The sequence below is a fragment of the Kutzneria buriramensis genome, from assembly GCF_003387475.1.
GTDB classification, from domain to species: domain Bacteria; phylum Actinomycetota; class Actinomycetes; order Mycobacteriales; family Pseudonocardiaceae; genus Kutzneria; species Kutzneria buriramensis.
This window is the reverse complement of the sequence record NZ_QUNO01000019.1, coordinates 41,639-62,575: the sequence shown is the minus strand read 5'-3', so window position 1 is coordinate 62,575 and position 20,937 is coordinate 41,639. Positions and strand designations below refer to the sequence as shown.

Here is a 20,937-nt window from a genome sequence, read left to right as displayed (position 1 = left end):
CGCCGGGCATGATGTCGACGTGACCACATACGGGCTGTCCCTGCCGCAGGGCAGCAAAGCCGATCTCCGACACGACATCACCACGGTCGCCCGCGAGGCCGAACGCCTCGGCTACCACAGCCTGTGGGTGTACGAACGCGTGCTGTTCCCGTTGCAACCCAACGACGGCATGTACGGCGTGCCGGGGCTGGCCTGGAACGACGGCTACCAGTTCAACGCCGAGCCGCTCACGGTGCTGACCGCGGCCGCGGCGGTCACCCAGACGGTCGAGCTCGGCACCTGCGTGCTGGTCGCGCCCCTGCACCAGCCGCTGCGGCTGGCCCGCACGCTGGCCACCATCGACCAGCTCAGCGGCGGCCGGGTGGTCGCCGGCTTCGGCGCCGGCTGGTCCTCGGACGAGTACCGTTCGCACGGCGCGGAGATCCGCCACCGCGGCCGCGACCTCGAAGCCACCATCGATGCCTGCCGGACCCTGTGGGGCCCGAACCCGGTGTCCTACCAGGACACCCGAACCGTGGTGGACAACGCCCTGGTGTCACCGAAGCCTGTCGGCACCATCCCGATCCTGGTCGGCGGCGGCTCCGCGCCGGCGGCGCTGGACCGCATCGCCCGCAAGGCCGACGGCTGGATCCCGTCCGGTCTGCCGCCCGAGGCGATCGGCCAGACCTGGCAGCACATCCGCCAGCTCGCCGAGGGCCACGGCCGCGACGCCGCCGCCCTGCGCCTGGTGCCGCTGATCCAGGTGTACGTGGCCGACCACGACATCCCCGGCGACCGCACTCCCTACCAGGGCAGCCCGGCCCAACTCGCCGACGACATCGCCGCGTTGACGGCGGTCGGTGCCGACGAGGTGATTCTGTACGTGGTCAACGGCACCACCGGCACGGAGATCGTGGACCGCGCCGGGGCGCTCATCGAGGAACTGCCGAACTGAGGACGGGGCCGGGAGCGCGCCGCGCTCCCGGCCCCCCGGACGGATCACGGCGACGGGTCGCGGTCCCGCGCCGCGCGTTCCACCTCGGCCAGATCCGCCTGGGTGACCAGGCGCAGCTCCGCGGCCCGGCGCGCGACCATGAACCGGACGTTCTGCAGTCGCCCGGGATGCTCGGACCCGTAAGGATCGTTGCGGACCCCGAACGCGAGCGCGGAGATGGTGCGGATGGCCTCGTCCACCCGCTGCGGCCGGTGCAGGTTCCAGGCATGGCCGCGCCAGTGCAGGATCCGCTCGTGGATCTCGCGGTTCGACGGCGGCCGCGGATAGTCGTCCTGACCGGTGAGCCACGGCTCGGTCAACGCGAGCGCCACGAACCAGTCCCGGCCGAACCGCTCCAACCTCGGCCCCTCGGTGGTCGCGTCCGACCCACCGGGCGCCGCCGGCCGACCCGGCTCGTCGGGCCGGGGGCGCACGATGTCGATGGCCAGCAACCGGTCGGTCAGGCGGCCGTCGGGATCCTGCCGGCCCAGCAACACCATCAGCTGGTTCTCGCCGTCGTCCAGCAACGCGGTCATGGACCGCGTCATGGTCACGCGGCGAGCGCCGCCCGGGGCGTCGAACAGGCTGGACAACTGCGCCTCGCCCGCCCCCAACCAACGCAGCGTCACCGTGCCGGTCCCGACGACCAGTTCACCGAGATCCCGGGACACGTGCGGCGCGCAGTCCGGCAGCGCCAGCACCACCCGACCCGGCGCGGGGGAAGCCTGCGGGGCGCGCCCGAACAGCAACGTCTCCCCCGGTCGCAACACCACGACCGGCAGACCGGCGCCCTGAACCGTCACCAGGGGTTCGGCTGTCATGGCCATCCTCGCGTTCACGGGCACGTGGGCGCAGCCCCATGGTCCGGTCCGAGGGCCTGCCACCGCTGCGTCAGTGTGGCGCGGTCGACCAGACCGCACATCGTCCGCACGGCGTCGTCCGGGTTCAGGTCCCAGATCCGGGTGGCGCCGTCCACGCTCGCGCTGGCCACCCGCTGCCCGGTCGCGTCGAACGCGACATCGTTGAGGGTGTCCCTGCTCCGGTCGAGTTGGTCGACCGGTTGGCGGGTGCGCACGTCCCAGATGCGCACCACGGAGTCCTCACCGACGGCGGCCAGGATCGTGCCGTCCGGGTCGAACGCGACCTTGCGCACCACGACGGCACTGGTGAGAGTGCCGATCTGCTGGCCGTCCGACACCCGCCACAGTCGCACCATCCGGTCCGCGCCGGCGGACGCCAGGATCGTGCCGTCCGGACTGAACGCCACAGTGTCGGCGATGTCGTCGTGCCCACCAAGCGTGGTCCACGCGGCGTCCGGATGGACCATGTTCCACAGCCCGATCCGGCCCCCGGACAACGCGACCGCCAGCGTGCGGCCGTCCGGGCTGAACGCGACCTCGTTCGGGTCGTTGCTGCCGGCGGCTTTCGCGTTGGGCACGCTGTTGTGCGGTTCCTGGGCGGTGGCGTGCCGTGCGCGCACGGTCAGATCCACCGCCTTGAGCAGCAGCACTTCGTTGTCATCCGGCGTGCCGCTGTCCGACGCCCGGACGGCCACCGCGATCGTCGTGCCGTCCGGGCTGAACGCGAGGCTGTGGAAACCGCCGCCGGACCCGGCGTACCGGTGGAGCTCGGCGCCGGTCGCCGAGTCCCGGAGGATCAGGGTTCCGCTGTCGTCGGCCGTCGCGAGTTCGCGGCCGTCCGGGCTGAACGCGATGGACAGCACGGCGCTCTGGTGGGTCGGCAGGTTCCGAACCAGGTCATCGGTGGTGGTGTCCCACAGGCGGACCGAACCGGCGCCGGTGCCGGTCGCCAGGAGTCGACCGTGGGGCTGGAACGCCACCGCGGTGACGGCGCCGTCCTCGGACGCGAGCGTCGTCCGGCCCAGCGACCACACGATGACCGGGCCGCTCTCGCTGGCGCCCAACAGGGTGTGCCCGTCGCCGCTCAGCGCGAGGGCGACCATGCCCGTCTGGGTCGGCAGCGGCAGGGCCTGCAGCAGCTGGCCGGTGCCGGCGTCCCACACCTGCACGTCGGTCCCCTCACCGCCGGCCACGACCAACTGGCCGTCCGGGGACAGCCGCGCCGTGACCGCGACCGAACCGTCCGGCATCTGAAGTGTCCGCTGTTGGGTCCAGCTACTGGTGTTCCACAGTAGAACCGGCCCCGAGGACGTGCTGCTGACCAACAGGGAGCCGGTCCGGTCGAAGTCGAGCGACGTGATGAGGCTGGTGGCCCCGGTGAGGGTGGCGAGTAACGTCGCGTCGGACAGCCGGTACACGTCGATGTCGTGGTTGGCGTCGTCCACGGCGATCATCCGACTGTCCGGGCCGAACCTCACGACGGTCGACGCTCCCACCGGGAGCACGGCGAGTTGTGCGAACGAACTCGTGTCGCGGATCACCAGGCCGCCCTCGGTCGAGACGGCGAACATCCGGCCGTCGGGCGAGACCGCCGTGCCGGAGGACTTGTCGGGAGCGGTGAACACCTTCACGCGGCGGGCGACGTCCCACAGGCTCGCCGACCGCTGATCGATGTCGAGCGCGGCCAGCAGCCGGCCGTCGGCGGACAGCGAGACCGAGTGGTACCACCCGCCGCCGGTGGCCAGGGTGGCCAGGGCGCGTCGGTTCGGGACGTCCCACAGCCGCAGTGTGCCGTCCTGGCTGCCGCTGGCCGCGATCCGCCCGTTGGCGCTGACCGCGACCGAGGTCGCGATGGCCGTGTGGCCCAGGAGCTCCCCTCGGAAGTTGTCCTGCTGGGCGTTCAGCAACGCGCTGCGCGCCTCGACCGTCTGTCCGGCCTGCCAGGCGCTGAGCGCGGTCAGCCCCTCCCCCACCGGATCGACGCCCCTGGCCAGGGCCGACTCCGCGGCCAGCTGCCGGGACAGGCTGAGCTGGCTCTGATCCAGCGCGTCCTGGCGCAGCCGGGTGGCCACGACGATCGCCACCGACGCGACGACCAGCAGCACCGACAACGCCGCCACCAGCACGCGCAGTCGCCGGGTCCGCCGTCGAGCCGCCGCGATGCCGGTCCGCTCGGCCGCGTTCGACCTGGCCAGGAAGTCGTGCTCGGCGGTCGGCAGCCGCATCCGGTCGCCGGTCGACTCCAGCCAGGCGTTCAGCGTGGCCAGCCGCACTCCGCGGTAGAGGTCGTCGGCCTGCTCGCCGGACTCCGTCCAGGCCCGGACGGCCTCGCCGAACCGGCGGTACTGGCTCAGCCCGGCGCGGTCCTCGTCGATCCAGTCCCGCAGCCGCGGCCACGCCGACAACAGCGCCTCGTGGGCCAACCGTGCCCCGGACTCGTCCACCGTCACCAGCCGGGCCGCGATCAGCCGGTCCAGCACCGCCGGATGTCCTTCCGCGGCAACGAGATCGCCCGGGTCCACACGGCGTCGCACGACACCGCCGTCGTCGGACACGGTCGCCAGCCGCAGCACCATCGACCGCAACGCCGCCCGGGCGGCCGGGTCCAGCTGGGTGTAGATCTCCTCGGCCGTGCGGGCCACCGACCCGTCGATGCCGCCCGCTTCCCGGTACGCGGCCACCGTCAGGGTCCGGCCGTCGCTGCGGTTCCAGGTCTCCCGCAGGACGTGCGCCAGCCGGGGCAGCGCGCCGGGGTCGTAGCCGGACTCGCCCCGCACCCCCAGGTCGGCGATCAGCCGCTCGGGCAGGCCCGGCTCGACGTCCACGCCGACGTCCCGAGCCGGCGCCACGATCACCTGTCGCAACGCGACGACGTCCATGGGCCCCAACAGCACCGGCGAGTTCAGCGCCGGCACCAGTGGGGCCAGTTCGATGCAGCGTTCGACCAGATCCGCCCGCACCGCCAGCACGACCAGCACCGGACGCGCGCTGGCGACCGCCGTGGCGAACGCCAGCCGGTCCGGCTCCGGGGCGCCGTGGGTGAACAGTTCCTCGAACTGGTCGACCACGATCACCGGGTGGACCGCGTCGTCCCCGACGGCCTGGGCGCACATCGCGCCGAGCCGGGACGGCTCCTCCCGGATCACCCGGATCCATTCGGTGGCGTCGACGGCGGTCCGTGCGGCGAGGGCGGCGGCCAGGCTGCCGATCGGGTCGGCGCCCGGGGTCAGCACGATCTGCGGCCACGCGGCGTGTTCCGGCGCGTCCGCGCTGGCCAACGCGGGCAGCAGACCGGCGAGCAGCACCGACGACTTGCCAGCGCCGGACGCGCCGAACAGCACCACCGGTTCCCCGGTGTCGAGCTGTTCGGCCAAGCGCACCAACAGATCCGTGACCACGTGCGCGCGACCGTGGAACCACGCCGCGTCCGCGCTGCCGAACTCGCGCAACCCGGGGTATGGACAGGGCGGCGGATCGGCGTCCGGTGCCGGCGGCGTCGGCTCGCGCACGGCCGTGGACCGCAGAATCGCCCGTACCAGCCGACTCTGGTCACGTTCCCGCGCCGCCGGTCCGGCCAGCGTCGGGGCTGCCTCTCGCCGCGTCTCGCCCGCGTACGCCGCGGACTGCGCGGCAGCCATCAGCTCGGTCACGGACGGGAAGCGGCGCGCGGGATCCTTCGACAGACCACGCAGCACCACCGCGTCCAGTTCCGGAGTGACGGTCGGGGCGAACACCGACGGCGCCGGCGGCGGCCGCAGCAGGTGTGCGGCCACCTTGGCCGCCGGGTCGACTTCAGGGTGCGGCAACCGCCCGGTCAGGCACTCGAACAGCACACACGCCAGCGAATACTGGTCCGCCCGGCCGTCGACCGGGCCGCCGGACAGCCGCTCCGGCGCCATGTAGTCCCATGAGCCGATCAATTCGCCCGACCCGGTCAGCGCGGTCGCCTCCGCCGCCATGTCCCTGGCGATGCCGAAATCGGCCAGATAGGCGTGCCCGTCGCCGTCGATCAGGACATTGGACGGCTTGACGTCCCGATGGACCAACCCGTTCGCGTGCGCCGCGTCCAGCGCCTGGGCCACCTGAGTGAGCACGAGCAGCGCCTGCTCCGGACCGATCGTCCCGGCGCCCAGCGCGCGGCGCAGATCGGTCCCCTGCACCAGCATCATGTCCAGGAACAGCTGCCCGTCGATCTCGCCGAAGTCGTTGACCGGGACCACGTTCGGGTGCTGTAGGTTCGCCACGATCCGGGCCTCGCGCCGGAACCTGTTGCGGAACTCGTGCTCGGCCGCCGACACCGGCAGCCGCTTGAGCGCGACGGTCCGGTCGTGCCTGGTGTCGTGGGCCCGATGGACCAGCCCCATGCCACCCCGGCCGATCAGTGCCACCAGGCGATACGGCCCGAACTCCGCTGATTCGGACGTCCCCGCCGAGCTCCCCGCACCGGACACCATCGCCCACCCCACCAGACCGTCGGCGCAAATCCGGGGGCACAGAGTACCCGTGATCAGCCGCGCTGCCGACGGCCACTCGGCCGCGACAGCGCCGGAAGTTTCCACTAGCCCGCGATCGACGGCCGCCCCGAACATGACGACGAAACGGGAATCACGAAGGAGTGGCGCCATGAGTCAACTCGCCGGTGAACCAGCAGACGCGCACCGCGTGTCCATGCCCGGCCGTCTCCGAGGCGTGCTGGCCGTCCTGGTCCTGCAAGTGCTCGGCAACGGATTCGTCGGTTGGGTGGTCGTCTCCAGCCTGAGCCAGGACGGCGGCAGCGGCACGGGCCTGGACTACCTCGTCGGCTACCTCAGCCTGGCACTGGCCGTGCTGCTGGTGCTGTGCATCGCCTGCACCGTGCGCCCACAGCCCTGGGTCCGGCCCACCGTCATCACCATCCAGGCGCTCCTCATCCTGAGCGGTGTCGTCAACCTGGTCGCCGGCTCGTTGACCGGGTTCATCGGCATCGGGGTCGGCATCGCCGTCATCGGCATGCTGAACAAGAGCGACGTGCGGAACTGGTACGAGTACGGCCCCTTCCGGGACTGACCGGGCCGCAACAACTCCACTGTGGACGCATCCCGACCGTCCACAGTGGTCATCGAGCTCGACGTGGGGTGAGGACATGGGTGATCCGTGGGGAATCTCCGGACCTGAGTTCATCTGGCTCTACATAGTGGGTTTCGTCGTCGCGGTGGTCCTGAACTACACTGTTGTGCCGCCGCTGTACCGGCCCGGCTCGAGCGCGCTCGGTGCCGATGTCCGACTGGACGCGTATCGAGCCGCCTATCTGGCCGACGGATCCGATCGGGTGGTGGACACCGCGATCGCCGCACTCGCCCTCCGCGGCTCACTTCTGGTCAACCGGACGGGCGAACTCAGCGCGGCGGCCGATGCCACCGTGCGCGACCTGATCGAGTTGGCGGTTCACCGCTCGGTGGGCACGGCCGGACAGCGGTCGGCAGCGGTGCGCCGGGAACTGCGCGACGCCCCGTCGATCCGTGCGATCCGTGATGAACTGCTGTCCAGCGGGCTGCTGGTCACGGGCTGGCGCCTGCTGCCGTACCGGCTGGCCTTGCTGCTGCCCGTCGCGGTGTGGGTCATCGGGCTGGTGCGGGCGATCAACGGCGCCCTCCTGGACCGGCCCGTCGGCTTCCTGGTCTTCCTGCTCATCGTCAGCGGGTTCGCGGTCCTGGCCATGGTGGTCATCGAGCTGGTCATCACAGAACGCCCCTCGGCCGGCGGCCGCCGGTACCTGCGCCTCGCACGTGCGGACCACGAGTACGCCGCGTCACCGCAGGCCGACTATCTCACGGCCTCGTCGCCGGGACTGCTGGCGATCGCGGTACTCGGCCTCGGGGCCGTCCCGGACCTCGACCTGCGCCAGGCGTTGATGACCGGCCCGGCCAGCGGAACCGGCGGTGACGGCGGTGACGGTTGCGGCGGCGGATGTGGTGGTGGCTGCGGGGGCGGATGCGGCGGATGACGACACCCAGCCCCGGGCCGGCCGTCGGCATCGGCTGGCGGCCGGAGATCGACCTCACCATCGAACGGCTGCCAGGAGTGGAATTCGTCGAGGTGATCGCGGAAGGCATTCGGCCCCAACGCCTTCCCGAATCGCTCCGCCTCCTGCGGGCACGAGGAATTCCCGTTGTGCCGCATGGTGTCTCCCTGTCACTCGGTGGTGCACAGCGGCCCGCACCGGGCCGCCTCGCCCATCTCGGGGCTTGCGCGGCCGCGCTGGACGCCCCTCTGGTCAGCGAGCACATCGCGTTCGTCCGCGCGGACGGCCGCGAGGCCGGGCACCTGCTGCCGGTACCCCGCACTCCCGCCAGTGTGGACGTGATCTCCGAGAACGTCCGCATCGCGCAGGACTTCCTCGGCGTGCCAGTGGCCCTGGAGAACATCGCCGCCGTGGTGGCGTGGCCGGACGACGAGCTGACCGAGGCCCAGTTCCTCGCCGAGATCCTCGACCACACCGGCGCACGGCTGCTGCTGGACGTCGCGAACCTGGTCAGCTCCGCCATCAACTTCGGCGCCGATCCGATCGCCGCGCTGGACGCGCTGCCGCTGGACCGGATCGCGTACGTGCACGTGGCCGGCGGCGAGTTACGGGACGGGGTGTGGCACGACACGCACACCTCGCCGGTGTCCGAGCCGATCCTGACGCTGCTGACCGAACTCGCCCACCGCACGGCATTGCCGGCGGTGATGCTGGAGCGCGACGGCAACTTTCCCGCCGCGGCAACACTTTCCGCCGAACTGGCCGCCATCAGGACCGCCGTCGGTCGAGAACCACCCACCGCCGGCGCGCCACGCGCCACCATGCCGCACCACCCGGTGCGATCACCCCACCGGCCGGGCCCGTCCGTCGCACCGGCCCTTCGGCGCGACCTGGCGGCGATGCAGTCCCTGCTGGCCGAAGCGTTGGTAGGGCTGACCGAGCCGCCACCGCGCTTCGACGCCGACCGACTCGGCGTCGCCCGATCCGCGTTGGTCCGCAAGCGATCCCACGCGGTCGCCCGCCACGCGCCCGCCGTCGCCGCCGAGCTCGGCGACCGCCTCGGCCCGCTGTTCGCCGACTACGCCGAATCCCGGCCCAAACCGCCCGGCGGCGCGTCCGCCGACGTCGCCGCCTTCCTGTCCTATCTGGCTACTCCGCCAGCAGCGCGCGGACGACGTCCGCGTCGGGGTGGTGCAGACCATCGAGGATGGGCAGAGCTCGCTGCCAGACCTGATGGGCGGCGGTGAAGTCACCCGCGTCCTGGTACGTCTCGCCGAGGCGCATCAGGGTGTCGGCCTGCGGATGGCGAGCGCCCAGCTTCTCGTACAGGTCCAGGGCGTTGTGGTAGCAGGCGACGGCCCGCTGGTGCTCGCCGAGGTTGTGGTGGGCGTAGCCGAGGCTGTCCCACGTGTCGGCCTCGCCGTGCCGACTGCCGACCGCGCGGTGCAGTTCGAGCGCTTGCCCGCAGGAGTCCAGCGCCTCGGCGTGCTGGCCCAGCTGCGTCTGCATCCAGCCGATCGCGTTCAGCGCGTCGGCCTGGCCTGCCCGGTGTCCGGCCGCGTGGAACAACGCGTAGGCGGTCTTGCCGTGCTCCAGCGCCTCCGCGTGGTCGCCCTGCGCGTGCGCCACGATGCCGAGGTTGTTGTAGGTGCGTGCCTGACCGCTCAGGTCGCCGAGCCGCTCGTCCAGTTCGAGGGCGCGGAGCAGGCTGGTGCGCGCGTCGGGATACCGGCCGAGGCGGATGTACGCCCGGCCCAGTTCCCGCAGGGACCACGTCTGTCCGTGCGGTTCGCCGGCGCGTTCGGCCGCGGCGACCGCGACGAGGTGGGTCGTGACCATCTGCGTCCACTGCCCGGCACGGATACAGAAGCTGGCCACGCTACAGGCGAGTTGCCAGGCGTGGGTGTCGAAGCCGGCGCCGGCGGCGCGGTCGATGGCTCCCGCGAACACCGGGCTCTCGGTCGTGAACCACTGCCATGCCTGCTCGTCGTCGGCGAGTTCGTCGACGTACGTGCCCGGCTGGAGTTCGGCCAGGGACAGCTGGTCGTTGGGCGGGTTGAGCAGCAGCGCCGCGGCGTGCGCCGTGTGGAGGTAGTGATCGAGCATGCGGTGCATCGCGGCACGGCGCGCCGGCTCGCTCTCCTCCTGGCCGGCCTGGCCTTCCGAGTACGCCCGCAGCAGGTCGTGGTAGGCGAACCGGCCGCCGCCGGGTTCGGTGAGCAGCTGCGCCCTGGTCAGCTCGGCCAGAGCAGCGCGGGCGTCGCCGCGGCCGGTTCCGACGAGGCTCGCGGCGGCCGACAGCGAGATCACCGGGCCCGGGTGCAGGCTCAGCAGCCGGAACATCCGCGCCGCCCCGGCGCTCAGCGTCCGGTACGACCAGGAGAACACCGCGCTGAGGTTCACGCTGGTGTCGCCGATGTCCAGGGCGTGCAACCGATCCCGGACGTCGCGCAGCTGGCCGGCCAGCTCGGTCAGCGACAGCGTGGGAGTGAGGGTGGCTCGCGCGGCAACGATGCTCAGCGCCAGCGGCAGGCTCGCGCACAGCTCGATCAGGTCGCTGACGGCCCGCGGTTCGGCGGCCAGCCGCTCCGGACCCAGCCGGCTCGCCAGCAGGTCGTAGGCCTCGGCGGCGGTCATCAGGTCCAGGGGGATGGCCTGCGCCCCCTCGCTGACGATCAGGCCGCCGAGGTGGTCGCGGCTGGTGACGACGGTCACGCACTGGGCCGAGCCCGGCAGCAGCGGCCGGACCTGGCCGGCGTCGCGGGCATTGTCCAGCACCACCAGTATCCGGCGGTCGGCCAGCTGGGATCGGTACAGCGCCGCCTGCTCGGCCAGGCCGGTCGGGATCTGCTGGGCCGGCACGCCGAGCGCGTCGAGGAAGCCCCGGATCGCCTCGGCGGGCTGGACCGGCTGGCCGCTGGAGTCGAAACCCCGCAGGTTGACGTAGAGCTGCCCGTCGGGAAACCGGTCCGCGACCTCGTGCGACCAGTGCACGGCCAGGGCCGTCTTCCCGACGCCCGCGGTGCCGCTGATCGTCGAGATCACCACGGCGCCGTTGCGATCCAGCAGGCTGGTGAGCTCCTTGAGCTGGGACGCCCGGCCGGTGAAGCCGGCCACCGCGGCCGGCAGCTGCCGGGGTGCGGCCACGTTCGACCGGGCGGCGGCCGGCGGGGCCGGTTCCGGGGACGGGATCAGCGCGGCCGGGGTGGCGACCGTGCGCGCCGCCGCGAGCAGCTGTTCACGGCGGCCCGGGTCGAGTCCGAGGGCCTCGGCGAGCTGGCTCACCGAGGAGAGCCGGGGCTGTCGCCGCCCCGCCTCCAGCACGCTGATCGAGTGGGCGGACACCCCTGACCGGCTGGCCAGTTCGTCCTGCGTCCAGCCGACCGACAGCCGGCAGTCGCGCAGAAGCTCGCCGAAGGCGTTACCGCCCATTCCTCCCCCTGGAACGGTCAGCCGCCGAAACGGCACAGGCCAGTCGGACCATTGTCGGTCAGAGGCCTGTGCCGGTTCAACCGCCTCCCGTCCAGCGGGGAGGGCGAGCCGCTCGGGGCGCCGGTGCGGACCACCGGCGCCCCGAGGGCGGTTCACCTGCCGATCAGAAGTGGAGCATCCACTGGAAGTCGGCCTGGGCGCTGCTCACGTGCACGTTCTTGCGGGTGCCATAGGCGAGCGGGTTGTTCCAGTTGTACTCCTCGACGTCGAACGAGCCGTCGGAGTGGACCGCGTTGACGTAGGCGACGTGGCCGACCTTGTGGACGTCGTTGACGGCGATGGAGCCGACGGTCGGGGTGGTGTCGACCCGGACGCCGACGGCGCGGGCGGCGTTGTCCCAGTTGCCGGCGTCGCCCCAGGTGACGCCGCCGTAGGAGTTGCTGAAGTTGGAGACGCCGAGCCGGCTGGCGATCCGGTACGCCGCGAAGGCGGTGCAGTTGTCCTGCGCGAAGCCGCGGGCGTTGCCGTCGTAGTCGTTGACGGGGGTCTGCGAGCCGCCGCCGCCACCGGTGATGAACTGGTGGCTGGCGTTGTTGTTCTTCAGCGTGGCGTCGAGGTTGCCCTTCGCGCCGGGCGCGAAGTCCTGGCTGTGGCCGCCGAAGTCGCTGTTGAAGTAGACCCGAACCGTGTACCCGGTGCGGTTCCACACCGACGCCGCGTTGTTCTTCACGCACAGGCCCTGGCCGGCGCCGGCGCCCTTGAACTCGTAGCAGGTCGGCTGGGTCGCGCCGAGGTCGCTGATCGAGCCGGTGAAGTCGGAGACCGAGCCGGCCTCGTTGCTGTTGTAGTAGTAGCAGAACTCTCCGCTGTCGCAGGACCCGTCCCGGCTCGCGGCGAACGCGGGCGAGGCGGTGGCGGCCAGGAGGGGGGCGACCAGGGCCAGCGCGGCGCCGGCGACGGTGACCATCATGCGTGCGTTTTTCACAGTGTCCCTTTTCCGTGAAGTGTCAGTGATCGTGGTGTCGTCCGGTCAGTGCGTGCGCTGGTACTCCTCCCACGTCTGGATCGGGATCCGGGGCCCGTCGTCGGCGCCGTGGTTGGCCAGGCCGTTGAAGCCCAGGTAGTAGTCACCGGTCTGGTTCTGGGCCTGGGTCGACAGGTCGGTGTCGCTGATCGCCGCCGCGTGGATGTGCCACGGCCAGTCGCCCTGCGTCGGGTTGCGGACCCAGGCCGCGAAGCCGACCTGGCGCAGTGCCTTGGCGACGGCGGTGCGGGTGGTGGCGGACATGCCGTCGATGTTGATGTCCACGACACCGCCGCCGTCGTGGGTGCCGGCCGAGGTCGGGTCGCCGCCGGGGTTGTAGGAACCCTGCGACAGCACCAGCTTGAAGCCCAGCAGGCGTTCGGTCTCGGTGAGCATCGCCTGGGTGCGGGTGTTGATGGTGTACCCGTCGCGCTGGAGCTTCGCGCCCGGCCCGATCACGCGGGTGACGGTGAACCGGCCCTGCCCGAGCGCGGTCAGCGAGGTCGCGCCGGGCAGCCCGTTCGCGGCCAGACCGGTGTACCCGAGCGAACGCTGGAAGGCCGCGTACGCCGTGATGGTCGTGGTGCCGAAGTAGCCGTCGACCCAGCGGGCGTCCAGCAGGTTGCGGGCCTGGAGCGCCTGCTCGACGGCCAGCACGGAGTCCTTGGCGCCCGGGGTCAACGTGTTGTCGGCGCGCCGAGGGTCGATCTGGGCCGCCTTGACGACGGCTTCCATGTCAACGACGGGCAGCGCGGCGGTCTGGGCCGCGTGCGGCGTCACGGCTGACGCCTGCGTCGCGCTCAGCCCCAGGGAGCCCAGGACGGCGAAGGTCGCGAGCACCCCCGTGAGGGCGCGCCGGGTCATCGTCATCGTCTTCATGCGGTGTTTCTGTCCGTTCTTGTCAGCCGCACCGCTGGTCGGTGCGACCGTCGGTGGCGTAGGAGCCGTAGAGGAGGGCGGCCTCGGCGTAGGTGCAGCGGCCACCACCGGCGAAGCCGGGCGACCAGGCCTCCGCCTGCCGGGTGTCGGTGTAGCTCATGGAAACGGGGTTCGTCTCCACGCCGGGCGACTGCACCCAGATCTCACCCAGCGAGATGGTCCAGGTGCCGGGGTGGCTGTTGCGGAAGGACTGCCAGACGTAGGCGTAGGCGAAGTTCTCCTGACAGCGCGGCGACCAGTACTGCTTGATGGACATGGCCGACTGCCCGTGCTCGTCGGGCACCACCTTGGTGCTGCCCACCTGGTACGCGTCGGAGCAGGAGCTGATCGTGGTCGCGGAGGCCGGTGCGGCCGCCGCGATCATCGGCGTCACGGCGAGGGCGAGCGCGGCCAGTCCGCCGGCGACGCGCGGAATCGAACGCTGCATGGCTTCTCGTTCCTGTGTGGAGGTCAGCAGCGGACGTCGGTCTTGGCGGTGGCGTCCCCGGGGTCGGGCCAGTCGCCGAGGCCGTTCCATCCCAGAGCCTGGGTGCACTGCGACAGGGTCGAGGCGCCGAAGGACCAGATCTCGACGGGGTTGCCGCTGTTGCCGCAGCTCTCGTCCTCGAGGGTGTGTCCGCCGTTGGTGACGATGGACGTGCACGCGTTCCAGCTGCTGTGGGTGGACCGGTAGCCCTCCCAGACATACAGGTAGGCGTAGTTCTTGCCGCAGCCCTTGTACTGCTTCACCGAGGCCATGGTCTGGCCGCCGACGGTGAGGTACGCGGTGCTGCCGATCTGGGTGACGCTGGAGCAGCCGGACGGGGTCGAGGCCTGCGCGGTTCCGGCGGCGCCGATGAGGACGGGCACGGAGAGGGCCGCGACGGCGGCCATCTTGGCGATTCTGGACATGTGGTCACCTTCGTTCTGAAAATGGGGGCAGTACCCGACTTCCGCGGCCACTTCCTGCCGACGTAAATCAGGCGACGAGCCGGGTTGTCTCCTTTTGCCGGCGAGAGGCAATGGGTCCCTGCTCTCCGCCTGCCGTTGGACAACATCCTGTCGGCCGCGGATCGAAACCTCCATGACGACAGCTTGACGTTCGCCTGGCGTTCGCATGGTGACCAGCACGTCTTTCCCGGTGGCGTCCGCTCGGCGGGCCGCCGACGCCGCGAGGAGCATCGCCGCTCCGACGCCGGATCCGGCTGCGGGCCCAGGCCTCTTTTCGCGTGTTCGCCGCGTGCCGGCACGCGACCGGGAGGCCGCCGAAGGCGAATTCGACCCAACAGGAACTCGTTCGCCCGAAAATGCGATCCCGCCCGGATCGGGGCATAAAAAAACTGGTGCGAGGACGAAAAGCCCTGTCCTCGCACCAGTCGCTCCGCTCAGTCGCTCAGCAGCACCTGGTCGACCACGATGTGCCCCCACCTGCCGGTCGCCTGGTCGATGACCTGCACCTGGGCGCTCTGCCCCTGGAGTTGGCTGACATCCCAGTCGACGGGTTTGAGCACCCCGGTGTCGTCGCCGGTCGCCGTCCGCACCACGGCGCCGTTCACGACCAGGTTGATCGAGGTCTCCCCGTGCCGGCCGTGCGGATGGTTTCCGCCGGCGACCAGGAAGTGCAGGCGGTTGCGGCCCAGGGTGAACGTCGGTGAGGTGATCGTGCCGGTGGCCGGGTCGCCGCCGCCGGCGGACGTGTCCAGCACGGCATTGCCGACCATGCCGGGCAGGTGCTCGACCGACGGCCCGGTGCCCGCGAGGCTGCCGGTGGTGGTCCAGCCCGGGTCGTAGGAAGTGCCTTCGAACCCGGAGATCAGCTCGGCCGGGCGCTGAGCCAGGTTCTGGAACTCGGTGATCGTGGTGTTGGCGAACGTGCCGCTGCCGCCGCTGGTGTAGAGGTTGATGCCGGTGTCGGACGGGTCGGCGAACACCTCGCTGGAATGCACGTACCGCCCGTCGTCCACGAACACCTCGATCGTGGTGCGGTCGACCAGGATCCGCAGGTGCGCGCTGGTCTTGGCCGGATTCCACGGCGCGTGGCTCTCGCCCCGCGCCCCGGAGGTGTCGGGCTCGCCGGTCTGCCGCCGGTTCAGGTAGCTGTAGTCGTGGTAGATGCCGACGTCGGCATGGCGCGTCCCGTCGGCGGACGCCCGCAGCTGCAACCCGATGTTGTCCAGTTGGGTCCAGCTGACGTCGGTGTCCAGCTCGTACGCGGTGCCGTGGTAGGCCAGCGGCACCGGGCCGCCGTTGACCTGGATGGTGCCGAGGTTGGTCACGGAGGCGGTGCGGGAGGCCAGGGCGGGCGTCGGCCGAGAGGCCAGCGCGTACCTGTCCGCGTAGCGCTTCAGGGTGATCCGCCGGACGATCGAGTCGGTGCCGTTGAAGCCGTCCGCGGCCCAGGTCGGCGTGGTGTCCGCGTACGCCCAGTTGTTCATCCACGCCATCCCGAACCGCCGGTCCAGCGGCGCGGCCGGATCCTCCCACGTGACGCCGGCGTACCAGTCGAAGCCCTGGTCCAGCCACTGCGGCGTGGCCGAGTCGGCGGTGAACTTGGCCCCGTCGAAGGAACCGGTCCAGTACGCGTAGGTATTGGGCATCCCAGCCGACATCCCGTTGGCGCTCAGGCCCAGCACCCAGTGCGTGGTGCCGTCATCGGCGCGGATCTGGAACAGGTCCGGGCATTCCAGCGTGCCGTAGCTGGTCACGAAGTCCGACCGTTGCGTCCACGTCTTCAGGTCCGGCGAGGTGAACAACCCGATCCGGTCGCCTTCGGTGATCGCCGCGACCCACCGGCCGCGCGCGGCGTCCCAGACGACCTTCGGGTCCCGGAAGGCGCCGCGGCCGCCGTTGGGGATCACCGGCGTGTCGCCGTAGGGCCGGAACGTCCGGCCGCCGTCGATCGAGTACCACAGGAACTGCGCCTGCGGCCCGGAGCCGTTCGCGATCTGCGCGGCGCTCGGGTGGTCCATCTGCGTGACCAGTTGGACCACCGCGCCGGTGCCGAAACCGGCCGTGTTCCTGGTGTCCACGACCGTCGACCCGGACCAGAGGTCGTAGTTCGCGTTCGTCTTCTTCGGCGCGGCGACGCCCTGATCGGCGAAGGCGACCCCGTCGGTGCTCGTCGCGAGCCGCCAGGCGGTGCCGACCTGGGTCGGATAGTCGGCGTCGTACAGGTAGTAGTAGTTGTACTTACCGTCGACGTAGACCGGCCGCTGGGGATCATTCTTCCAGTGGTCGGGCACCGTGAAGTGGTACTGGGCGCGATACGTGGTCGCCGACGACGCCGCAGTGGCGCCGCCGGGACCGAACACGCCCGTGGCCACCACGGTCGCCGCGAGGGCGACCACGAGCACCGTCCGCAATAGTCGAGGCCCGCTCGTCTTTGAGCTCATGCCAACCTCCGGAACTGAGGAGAACTACACAACACTGAGGCGTTTGCCGTCCCACGCCACCGGCATGGGATCGCTGATGACACCGACGAAGCCGTCTTCGCCGCGGTGGTGGAAGGCGACCAGCACCCAGCGGTCGTCGGACCGGCGGCGGATCAGCCGTCCGCTGTAGAAGCGGTCGTCGGTGACGGGCTCGGCCGCCGCGATGTCGAACGGCCCGAGCGGACCGCCCGCCGGGGCGGCCCAGATGCCACCGGTCGTGCCCGTCGCCCGCCGGTCCACCGAGGCGTGCTCGGCCAGGCAGGAGAACACCAGGATCGGCCGGCCGTCGACCACCTCGACCTGGGTGACCTCCAGCTGCCCGAATCCCCGCGGTCCGGGGGCCGTCAGCGGCGGGCGCGGTTCCCAGCTCCGCAGATCGGCCGAGACCGCATGGCCCACGACGCCGCGCTCGAACGGCTCGCCGGCGGTGGCGCGGGCGGTGATGAGCATGTGCCAGCCGTCCCCGTTCGGGTCGGCGAACACCCAGGGGTCACGGAAGGCCTCATCGTGCCAGACGCCGACGTCCAGCGTCTCGTACCAGCGGGAATCGGCGGCCAGCACGGGATTCTCCGGATTCCGTTGCCAGGTCACCAGGTCCTGGGACGTGGCGTAGCCGATCCGCTGGACGTTCTTGCCGTCCGGGGCGGCCGCCGCGCCGGTGTAGAACAGGAACCAGGTCCCGTCCGGGTGCCGCACCACCGAACCCGTCCACGTCGCCAGGTCGTCGAACGCCGGGGCGTCCGCCCGCACCAGGGCGTCCTCGATCCGGGTCCAGTCGGCCAGGTCGGTCGAGACCGCGTGGCCGATCGACGCGCGGTAGTGACGGGCCTCGGGGTCGTGCAGGGCGCGCGAGGCGTACAGGAAGAACAGGTGATACCGGTCGCCGTCGTCGGCGAACCAGAAGTCCCAGACCCAGGAATCGGGCAGCGAGAACATCCACGAGCCTTTCGGAAAGGTCGGCAGGCACGGCGAACCGACACCGGCGCCCGGCGACGGTGATCACGTCGAGAAGGTGCGGGGCGTTATCCCTTGACGCCGCTGGCGGCGACGCTGCTGACGAAAGCGCGTTGGAAGGCGAGGAACACCACGAGCACCGGCAGCGTGATCATCGAGGTGTACGCCATGACTTCGCCCCAGGCGGTGTTGTCCTGGAAGAAGTACTGCATGCCGACCATGACCGGCCGCAGGTTCTCGTCCTGCACGACCATGCTCGGCCACAGGTACTGGTTCCAGGCCGGCAGGAACGTGAGGATGGCGACGGTGGCGAACGCCGGCCCGGACAGCGGCACGGCGATCCTGCGGTAGATGGTGAACCAGCCCGCGCCGTCGATCCGGGCCGCCTCGTCGATCGCGGTCGGGATGGTCGAGAAGTACTGGGCGAACAGGAATATCGAGAAGCCGTTGGCGATGAACGGGATGATCTGCACCTGATAGGAGTCCAGCCAACCGAAGTCGTACTCGACCTGACCGTGCTGGAACACCAGGGTCGGCAGCTGCGAGACCCAGTAGACCATCGGCACCGCGATGGTCTCGAACGGCACGATCAGCGTGGCGATGACGACGCTGAGCACGACGCCCCGGCCGGTCCAGCGCAGCCGGGAGATCGCGAAGCCGGCCATGGAGTTCACCACCAGCCCGGCGCCGACGATCGCCACCGTGACGATCACCGAGTTGAGCAGGAACCGTCCGACCGGGACCCGGTCGAACACCCCGGCGTAGTTGCGCAGGCTGATGTCGCCCAGCGGCAGGAACGCCCGCCAACCGCCGAGGTCGGACAGGATCTGGCCGTCGGGCTTGAGGCTGGAGACGAACATGAACACCAGTGGGAACAGGAAGAACACGGCGAGTCCGACCAGCACGAGGTAGATCCAGACGCGCCGGCGGCGGCGCAGCACCCGCTCACCCGCCTCGACCACGTGTGCGGCCATGGCTCAGTCCTTGTCTCGGGTCAGGAAGCGCTGCACCAGCGCGACGACGAGCACCAGCACGAAGAACACCAGCGACAGCGCCGAGCCGTAGCCGATCTGCTGCTGGTGGTAGCCCATCCGGACGGCGTGGTAGACCAGCGTCGAGGTGGCGTCCACGGGGCCGCCCTGGGTCATCACGTCGACCTGCACGAACAGGCCGAGCGCGGCGATGGTGATGGTGATCAGCACGAACACCCGGGTCGGGCGTAGGCACGGCCACGTCACGTCGCGGAACTGCCGCCAGGCGCCGGCGCCGTCGATGCGCGCAGCCTCGTACAGCTCCTCGGGGATGGTCTGGAGCCCGGACAGCCAGATCAGCATGTGGAAGCCGACCGCCTGCCAGACGGACAACACGATGATCGCGGCCAGCGCGGTGCTCGGGTTGTCCAGCCAGGCGGTGCCCCGCCAGGCGCCGAAGGTGATCGAGTCGATGAACGAGTTGACCAGCCCGTCCCGCTGGTACATGAACTTCCACAGGATCGACACCACGACGATCGAGGTCACCACCGGGATGAAGAAGATGACCCGGAACGCGACCGCGCCACGGATCTTCTGGTTCACCAGGATGGCCAGCACCAGCCCGAACCCGGCCTGCACCGGCACCACGACGGCGGCGAAGCAGAACGTGTTCAGCAGCGAGCGGACGAAGGTCGGGTCGGCGGTGAACGCCCGGACGAAGTTGTCGAGGCCGGCGAAGCCGACCGGTTCCGGCGAGACCAGCCGGGCGTTGGTGAACGACAGGACGAAGCCGAGGAGCACCGGGACGATCAGGAACGCCGCCAGCAGCAGCACGGCGGGGGCGACCATGGCCCAGCCGGCCCGGCGTTCGGAGCGCAGGTCGGCGCGGATCCTGCGGCGCGGGAAGGAACTCGCGGCCGCGCCGACCGCGCGGGTGTCCGGCGGGGAGATCGCCGTCATGGGAGGAGCCTTCCCTCTCGGCCCGCCCGGCGTCGCCGCCGGGCGGGGAAGGACGGTCTAGAAGCCGTAGTTGTTCTGCGACTTGATGTCGGTGTCGATCGCCTGCACGGCGGTGTCCAGCGTGGACTTCACCTCGGCGCCGTTCATGATGTCCTTGGCCGCCTTCTCGAAGGTCGAGGAGATCACCGGGTAGCCGGGCGTGGCCGGCCGGGCCAGCGCGAACTTCTGCGACAGCACCGCGAACTGGTGCAACGCGCCGGTGTCGCTGAAGTACTTCGACGCCGCCGCGGCCGAGGCGGTGCTCGGGATGACGACCTGGCTGTCGGCGAAGGCCGTGAGGTAGGAGTCCTGGAAGCTGAACTTCAGGTACGCGCGGGCCCCGTCGGCGTTCGGGCAGCCCGCCGAGATGCCCCACTGCCAGGAGCCGCCGCCGATCTTCGGCCCCTTGCCGAAGTCCACCGGGGGCAGGATCAGCAGGTCGCCGCCGACGGCGGCCAGCGCATCCTTGGCATTCCACACGCCGGTATAGCTCAGCGCCACCTTGTTGTCGATGAAGCGCTGGTTGCCGACCGGGCCGGAGTTGTCAGCCCACTTGTTCGTGAACGCCTGCTGGAACCAGGTGAAGAACGTCACCGCGTCCGGGCCGTTCAGCGCGCCGTCGGCGGACTTCATCGTGCCGCGGTTGATCAGGTCGCCGCCGGCGCTCTGGAGCATCGGCGAGTACGCGTACGACCACCACTCCCCCGTGTCGGCGGCGCCCAGGTCCAGCGGAGTGGCGTAGCCGTTCGCCTTCAGGGTGGTGACGGCCGCGTCGAACTCGTCCAGCGTCCACGGCTTGTCGACGGTGGGGATCCTGATGTTGTTCTTGTCCAGCACCGACCTGCGGGCGAAGATCGACAGCGCCGCGTCCCAGTAGCCGGCCGAGTAGACGGTGTTCCTGTAGCGGCCGACGGTGGTGGGCAGCAGGGAGTTGATCAGGCTGTCCGGTAGGCCCAGCGGCTGGAGGTAGCCCGCCCAGGCCCAGTTCGGCATCACCGGGCCGTCCATGTCCAGCAGACAGGGCAGCTTGTGCGCGGCGGCCGCCGCGGTGATCGCGTCGTTGTAGGAGCCCTGCGGGAAGTTCTGTTGGACGATCTTGTACTGGTGCTGGGATGCGTTGAAGTCGGCGATGATCTGCTTGTACACAGCCAACTCGCCGGGATTGCCGGCCGAGTGCGTCCACATCGTGATCTCGCCGGGGGCTCCGGCCGAGTCCTGGCTCGCGCGGGCGCAGCCGCCGAGCGCGAGCGCCGCGGACAGGCCGGCCGCTACTATGATCGAGAGGGACTTGCGCTTCACCGTGGAGTCTCTTTCTCGGAGCGCGACCGGCCGTCGCCTCCGTGCTGGATGGCAGCGCCAACTGCCATGTGAGTG

General features: G+C 70.8%; 16 protein-coding genes. 4 read left to right on the top strand and 12 right to left on the bottom strand.

What is annotated here, in order from left to right:
• Nucleotides 1-19: 19 nt before the first annotated feature.
• Entirely contained in the window at nt 20-934 is a 915-nt protein-coding gene (locus tag BCF44_RS42485; protein WP_170218054.1) for an LLM class F420-dependent oxidoreductase, read from the top strand.
• Nucleotides 935-978: 44 nt separating this feature from the next.
• On the opposite strand, the gene BCF44_RS42480 is transcribed toward BCF44_RS42485, so the two are convergent.
• Complete coding sequence (locus BCF44_RS42480; RefSeq protein WP_116180186.1) at nt 979-1,794, bottom strand: hypothetical protein; 816 nt, start codon at nt 1,792-1,794, stop codon at nt 979-981.
• 14 nt (nt 1,795-1,808) lie between these two features.
• On the bottom strand, nt 1,809-6,287 hold the full coding sequence (locus BCF44_RS42475) for a serine/threonine-protein kinase (RefSeq protein WP_281283208.1): 4,479 nt from the start codon (nt 6,285-6,287) through the stop codon (nt 1,809-1,811).
• Between the two features lie 169 nt (nt 6,288-6,456).
• Here BCF44_RS42475 and BCF44_RS42470 point away from each other — a divergent pair, with 169 nt between their 5' ends.
• The 3 genes from BCF44_RS42470 (at nt 6,457) to BCF44_RS59015 (ending at nt 9,081) form a co-directional block, all read left to right on the top strand.
• The gene (locus BCF44_RS42470; RefSeq protein ID WP_147328844.1) at nt 6,457-6,879 is read left to right on the top strand and encodes a hypothetical protein; all 423 of its coding nucleotides are present in this window, start codon (nt 6,457-6,459) and stop codon (nt 6,877-6,879) included.
• 76 nt (nt 6,880-6,955) lie between these two features.
• Nucleotides 6,956-7,816 carry a TIGR04222 domain-containing membrane protein gene (locus BCF44_RS42465; RefSeq protein WP_116180183.1) on the top strand — a complete coding sequence of 287 codons (861 nt, stop codon included), beginning with the start codon at nt 6,956-6,958 and terminating at the stop codon, nt 7,814-7,816.
• Nucleotides 7,813-9,081, top strand: a complete 1,269-nt coding sequence (locus BCF44_RS59015; protein WP_116180330.1) for an MbnB/TglH/ChrH family RiPP precursor modification enzyme — start codon at nt 7,813-7,815, stop codon at nt 9,079-9,081. Before BCF44_RS42465 ends, BCF44_RS59015 begins: the two co-directional genes overlap by 4 nt.
• Here BCF44_RS59015 and BCF44_RS42455 read toward each other — a convergent pair.
• The 10 genes from BCF44_RS42455 to BCF44_RS42410 form a co-directional block, all read right to left on the bottom strand.
• On the bottom strand, nt 8,984-11,266 hold the full coding sequence (locus BCF44_RS42455) for a helix-turn-helix domain-containing protein (RefSeq protein ID WP_116180182.1): 2,283 nt from the start codon (nt 11,264-11,266) through the stop codon (nt 8,984-8,986). The genes BCF44_RS59015 and BCF44_RS42455 overlap by 98 nt on opposite strands.
• A 163-nt stretch (nt 11,267-11,429) precedes the next feature.
• Nucleotides 11,430-12,251, bottom strand: a complete 822-nt coding sequence (locus BCF44_RS56090) for a CHAP domain-containing protein (RefSeq protein WP_246016134.1) — start codon at nt 12,249-12,251, stop codon at nt 11,430-11,432.
• A 45-nt stretch (nt 12,252-12,296) separates the two neighbouring features.
• Nucleotides 12,297-13,169 (bottom strand): peptidoglycan-binding protein, encoded by an 873-nt coding sequence (locus BCF44_RS42445; RefSeq protein ID WP_246016133.1) that lies wholly within the window; start codon nt 13,167-13,169, stop codon nt 12,297-12,299.
• 22 nt (nt 13,170-13,191) lie between these two features.
• Complete coding sequence (locus BCF44_RS42440) at nt 13,192-13,656, bottom strand: hypothetical protein (protein WP_116180181.1); 465 nt, start codon at nt 13,654-13,656, stop codon at nt 13,192-13,194.
• 23 nt (nt 13,657-13,679) lie between these two features.
• Nucleotides 13,680-14,120 (bottom strand): chromo domain-containing protein, encoded by a 441-nt coding sequence (locus tag BCF44_RS42435; RefSeq protein WP_116180180.1) that lies wholly within the window; start codon nt 14,118-14,120, stop codon nt 13,680-13,682.
• Between the two features lie 473 nt (nt 14,121-14,593).
• Nucleotides 14,594-16,600 (bottom strand): glycoside hydrolase family 32 protein, encoded by a 2,007-nt coding sequence (locus BCF44_RS42430; protein WP_116180179.1) that lies wholly within the window; start codon nt 16,598-16,600, stop codon nt 14,594-14,596.
• A 24-nt stretch (nt 16,601-16,624) separates the two neighbouring features.
• Nucleotides 16,625-17,575, bottom strand: a complete 951-nt coding sequence (locus tag BCF44_RS42425) for a glycoside hydrolase family protein (RefSeq protein WP_116180178.1) — start codon at nt 17,573-17,575, stop codon at nt 16,625-16,627.
• Nucleotides 17,576-17,661: 86 nt separating this feature from the next.
• On the bottom strand, nt 17,662-18,567 hold the full coding sequence (locus BCF44_RS42420) for a carbohydrate ABC transporter permease (protein WP_116180177.1): 906 nt from the start codon (nt 18,565-18,567) through the stop codon (nt 17,662-17,664).
• A 3-nt stretch (nt 18,568-18,570) separates the two neighbouring features.
• Nucleotides 18,571-19,524 (bottom strand): carbohydrate ABC transporter permease, encoded by a 954-nt coding sequence (locus BCF44_RS42415; RefSeq protein WP_116180176.1) that lies wholly within the window; start codon nt 19,522-19,524, stop codon nt 18,571-18,573.
• A 57-nt stretch (nt 19,525-19,581) separates the two neighbouring features.
• Nucleotides 19,582-20,862: a sugar ABC transporter substrate-binding protein gene (locus tag BCF44_RS42410; protein ID WP_246016132.1), complete on the bottom strand. Its 1,281-nt coding sequence runs from the start codon at nt 20,860-20,862 to the stop codon at nt 19,582-19,584.
• Between the last annotated feature and the right edge of the window lie 75 nt (nt 20,863-20,937).

Coding starts and splice junctions, on each gene's coding strand:
- BCF44_RS42475 (WP_281283208.1), bottom strand. CDS start 6,287: ATGGTGTCCGGTGCGGGGAGCTCGGCGGGGACGTCCGAATCAGCGGAG.
- BCF44_RS42455 (WP_116180182.1), bottom strand. CDS start 11,266: ATGGGCGGTAACGCCTTCGGCGAGCTTCTGCGCGACTGCCGGCTGTCG.
- BCF44_RS42435 (WP_116180180.1), bottom strand. CDS start 14,120: ATGTCCAGAATCGCCAAGATGGCCGCCGTCGCGGCCCTCTCCGTGCCC.
- BCF44_RS42415 (WP_116180176.1), bottom strand. CDS start 19,524: ATGACGGCGATCTCCCCGCCGGACACCCGCGCGGTCGGCGCGGCCGCG.
- BCF44_RS59015 (WP_116180330.1), top strand. CDS start 7,813: ATGACGACACCCAGCCCCGGGCCGGCCGTCGGCATCGGCTGGCGGCCG.
- BCF44_RS42480 (WP_116180186.1), bottom strand. CDS start 1,794: ATGACAGCCGAACCCCTGGTGACGGTTCAGGGCGCCGGTCTGCCGGTC.
- BCF44_RS42440 (WP_116180181.1), bottom strand. CDS start 13,656: ATGCAGCGTTCGATTCCGCGCGTCGCCGGCGGACTGGCCGCGCTCGCC.
- BCF44_RS42470 (WP_147328844.1), top strand. CDS start 6,457: ATGAGTCAACTCGCCGGTGAACCAGCAGACGCGCACCGCGTGTCCATG.
- BCF44_RS42445 (WP_246016133.1), bottom strand. CDS start 13,169: ATGAAGACGATGACGATGACCCGGCGCGCCCTCACGGGGGTGCTCGCG.
- BCF44_RS42425 (WP_116180178.1), bottom strand. CDS start 17,575: ATGTTCTCGCTGCCCGATTCCTGGGTCTGGGACTTCTGGTTCGCCGAC.
- BCF44_RS42465 (WP_116180183.1), top strand. CDS start 6,956: ATGGGTGATCCGTGGGGAATCTCCGGACCTGAGTTCATCTGGCTCTAC.
- BCF44_RS42430 (WP_116180179.1), bottom strand. CDS start 16,600: ATGAGCTCAAAGACGAGCGGGCCTCGACTATTGCGGACGGTGCTCGTG.
- BCF44_RS42420 (WP_116180177.1), bottom strand. CDS start 18,567: ATGGCCGCACACGTGGTCGAGGCGGGTGAGCGGGTGCTGCGCCGCCGC.